Source organism: Candidatus Omnitrophota bacterium (genome assembly GCA_023819145.1).
GTDB lineage: Bacteria > Omnitrophota > Gorgyraeia > DTHP01 > DTHP01 > JBFWKV01.
Map to the genome: position 1 here is coordinate 1 of JAMWCW010000026.1, position 3,915 is coordinate 3,915.

General features: G+C 35.1%; 6 protein-coding genes. All 6 read right to left on the reverse strand.

The genetic code is table 11. The features are described 5' to 3' along the window. Window positions 1-17 precede the first annotated feature (17 nt). Window positions 18-365, reverse strand: a complete 348-nt coding sequence (locus tag NC818_07565) for a DUF86 domain-containing protein (protein MCM8784598.1) — start codon at window positions 363-365, stop codon at window positions 18-20. Beyond that, on the reverse strand, window positions 362-655 hold the full coding sequence (locus NC818_07570) for a nucleotidyltransferase family protein (GenBank protein ID MCM8784599.1): 294 nt from the start codon (window positions 653-655) through the stop codon (window positions 362-364). The genes NC818_07565 and NC818_07570 overlap by 4 nt, the downstream gene beginning before the upstream one ends. Before the next feature lie 143 nt (window positions 656-798). After that, window positions 799-1,143 carry a DUF86 domain-containing protein gene (locus NC818_07575; GenBank protein MCM8784600.1) on the reverse strand — a complete coding sequence of 115 codons (345 nt, stop codon included), beginning with the start codon at window positions 1,141-1,143 and terminating at the stop codon, window positions 799-801. Next, a complete protein-coding gene (locus NC818_07580; GenBank protein MCM8784601.1) occupies window positions 1,140-1,430 on the reverse strand; it encodes a nucleotidyltransferase family protein in 291 nt (96 codons plus the stop codon). Before NC818_07580 ends, NC818_07575 begins: the two co-directional genes overlap by 4 nt. Window positions 1,431-1,496: 66 nt before the next feature. Then, window positions 1,497-1,688 carry a helix-turn-helix domain-containing protein gene (locus tag NC818_07585; GenBank protein ID MCM8784602.1) on the reverse strand — a complete coding sequence of 64 codons (192 nt, stop codon included), beginning with the start codon at window positions 1,686-1,688 and terminating at the stop codon, window positions 1,497-1,499. A gap of 368 nt (window positions 1,689-2,056) precedes the next feature. Continuing rightward, window positions 2,057-3,682: an IS1634 family transposase gene (locus NC818_07590; protein MCM8784603.1), complete on the reverse strand. Its 1,626-nt coding sequence runs from the start codon at window positions 3,680-3,682 to the stop codon at window positions 2,057-2,059. Between the last annotated feature and the right edge of the window lie 233 nt (window positions 3,683-3,915).

Consider the following 3,915-nt stretch of genomic DNA (forward strand, 5'->3'; position numbering starts at 1 on the left):
AAGACCTCTGAGAAAGTCTAAAAACCTACAGAACTTTCCTCTAAGATTTTCTTAATTAATGCTTTAACTTTTGGTACCTCTTTTTTTATTGTCTCCCAAACAAGTTCATATTTTATTCCAAAATAAAAATGAATCAGCCTATCTCTCATTCCTGACATATCCTTCCAAGGAATAGCAGGGTATTTCTGTTTAATCTCTTCTGGCATGTTTTTTGTCGCCTCACCAATAATTTCAAATTTTCTTATCACCGCACTGGATTTCATATCATCATTTTTAAAAGTTTCAAAATCTATCTCCTCAACAAATTTTTCAATTGCATCCATTGCCGCTAAAATATCTTTTAGATAAAGTTTAGGGTCTCTCATAAATAAACAGCCTCCTTGGAAATATTTTCTTTAATTTCTTCTCTAATTGTATCAATAGGAACGATATCTACCTTGAGTTTAAGCTTTTCCTCCACATAATCCGCCAAGCCCACAAAGTCGAAGAGGGTTGCCCCTTTAAAAAACATTACAAGAATATCTAAATCGCTACTCTCTTTTTGCTCTCCCCTTACATAAGAGCCGAAAATTGCTTTAATTTCTGCTTTATACTTTTGCCTTATCTCATCTTTCAGTTTTCGTAAAGTCTCTATAATAATTTCTTGTCTTTCCATTCAAAACAGCCTCCTTTTTGATGACAAAAGCTTTTTTTAACTCTAATAAATTTTTACTTAGGTTGTTTCTTTGTGTGTGTGTGTGTAGAATTATTGCAGTTACAGCATTTTTCATTCTGTATTTCCTATTATTATTGTAACTTCTATACCTCATCTACTCCTTTAATAACAGCAATATCTTTTTTTAACTTTGGGATATCATCGGTTGCCACTTTCCACGTCAATTCCAAATCAACCCCAAAGTATTCGTGAATAGGTATGTCTCTCATTCCCGCAATCTTTTTCCAAGGGATATGCGGATTCGCTTCCGTTATTCCTTGCGGTAGATGCTTTACCGCTTCCCCGATTATCTCAATCCTGCGCATCACGGCATCCTGAACCTGCGAGGAACGAAGAAAGCCTTCTTTTGTCAGGCCAGCTGTATATTCAACAATTTTCTCCATGCATTCAAGTATATGGGCAAGGAAAACCTTATAGTCTTTTTTCATATGAGCACCTCCTGCTCTTTAAGTATGCCGTCTTTAATAAGCGGATGCAGGGACTTATAGGTCAATACATCCACCTTTCTTGCCAGCGCCTCTTCAAGTTCAATTTTAAGCCCGGCGAGATCTAGCAGAGATTTCTCTGAGCTGAATTCTACCAAAATATCTATGTCACTCTCTATGGTTTCTTCCTCACGCACATAGGAACCAAAAATAGAAGCCTTTGCCACACCGTAGCGCTTCAATATCGGATATATTTTATTTTTTATTTCCCCTAATTTCTCAGGCCTCATATGTTGTTTCTCCTCTCCCGCATTTTTTTTCATCAAACCGTCAAATTGCCTTCAGCCATTTCAAGCTTAATTTATTAATTCATCTACCGTTACGCCTAATGCCTTAGCTATCTTAGAAATAGTTTTTATACCGGGGTTTAGTGTAGAGCCGGTCTCTATCTTTACAATCGTATTATAGGAAATATCCGCAAGGTGAGCTAAGTTTTCCCGGGATAATTTCTTTTTTATTCTTCGGCGCTTAACCTCATTAGCAACCATCTAAATTCTCCTTGACATTTAGGCTAATATTCATTATATAATTTTACTTGTAAACTTTATTATATCATTTATTACTTCTATAATATAAAACAAATCAAGTGAAAGTCAAGAAAAATTGTGACTAGCTACCAAAAAAGCCTAAATTAAAGTCGGGATGTGTTCTTTCTTCAAAAATTGGCTTATTTGCTTATGTTTGGCCCCAGAAGAATAAGTTTCTCCCTGCCTGCCCACGGCTTCGCCGTGAGGTGAACCGACAGGTGAGGTATCTAACGGGTTTGAAATGGGATTGTCTCCATCAGCAAAAAGGCAAATTTTGCCGGAACTTTGACAGTTGGCCTTCCAAATTTCCTCTTTTATCGACGAGAGAGCTAAAACTCACCCTGACGGGACACAACACTTGGATTTTCTTTGTAGGAGATAATTCTGGGTGGTGGGGCAATCCCTGTTGCTTTGAAGGCAAGGTTTGCTTTGGGTGGGAATTCAGTCCTGAAGATAATCTCTTTTCTTCCCTCAGTTAGCTTTACTGCTTTAATCTGGTTTGTGGCAGCAAATACCTCAGAATAACAAGCCTGTTTATCTATCTGTTTTAATCTTTTATTAAAGGCAATTTTAAGTAAAAGGCTTAAAAAACAAATGAAGATATGAGCTATAATTCTTCTTTCTGTCCAGTGGTATATAGGTGAGGTTTCTAAATCATCTTTTAAATCTCTAAAGCTTGCTTCGATCTGCCAGAGGTCTTTGTAGTATAAGGCAACTTCTTTTGAAGGTAATTTTGTATTGGTTAATAAGACCCATTTTCCATCAAATTGATATTCTGCTCTGAGGCGTTTTTCATTGAGCTCAATTTTACCTTCGGTTATATCAATGTATTTTCTGTAACCATTCTTAATAATCCATTCCTTTGTAGTTTGGGTTTCAATCTTCTTCTCTAGGACTTTTTTAAAGAATTCTCTCTTCTTTCTTTCTAATTCCTGCTCTTTAGGATTAAAGCAAATGATGTATCGGCCTTCATAAGGAATAATTACTTCTTTAGCATAGAGATCTTCAGAGACCGGAAACATTCCTTTTAGAGATAAGAACTCATCTCTTCTTTCTTTATTTAGTTGTCTCATCTTTATTCCTAAGATATATTGTTGATTTAGTTCATTGAGTTTTGAGATGTTTTCCGTAGACACCATACCCCTGTCAGCTACCCAGATGAGCTTTCCAATTTTATATTCTTCTTTTAGTTTCTCTAAGATATGGATAAAGGATTTAAGGTCTGAGGTATTGCCTTTAAATACCTCACAACCACAAGGTATACCTTCTTTGGTCATAAGTATTCCAATGATAACTTGTTTTAAGTCACCTCTTTTTTCCTTGGAGTAGCCATATTGTAAGATGTCTATATCCTCTGCTTCGCCCCAATATTTTATTGAGGTTGTATCGAACATAATCAGGTCTAATTCCTGACTAAAGAGGTTTGTCATCTTGAAGAAGAGGTCTTTTTCTAAGTCAGATTTGTGACGATAAATAAAATCTAAGGCTCTGTAGAAGTGTTGGAGCTTAAAATCTTCCCATTTAGGCTCATATACAGACTGAATCCACTTAAAGGTATGATATTCGCTACCGGGTGAAGTCAATCTTGAAATGACTAAAGAAAGAATGCATTCAGATAAATTAGTCTTATATTTGTATTTCTTAAGGTATATTTTAAAGAGCTGGTCTAAGCTTAAATCTTCCCAGAGTCTTTTTAAGACAAGAATTACTCCATAATCTTTTGACCAATCACAACAAGTCTTTGCTATATCCATAAGCCTAAGTATTTTGGTGTAATCCTTTAACTTATCAATAAGCAGGTCTGAAATTTGAGTATTCTGGATTAAATCTAGTCTTCCTAAATTGGCAATGGTTCTTTGTCTAACCTTCCCCTGAATACGTTTTCCTTCGACTACCAAGAGATATTCTCTTAATTCTCCTTTTGAGTTCTTAACCCTTTTTATCCTTACATACATTATTTTCTCCTTTTCGTTGCACAATAAAATTATAATAAATTTATATTTATTTGTCAAGATATTTCTTTTAAATATTGCACAACAAATTAGACAAAAAATAACCCTCTCACGACGAGAGGGTATAGCAAAAACCTATTTTTCTGTCAAAGTTCCGATAAGGATGCCAAGGTAATTTTTTCTAAACGAGAAACAACATAATTTTGAATTTTATCTATCCTTTGTTTTAGGGTACA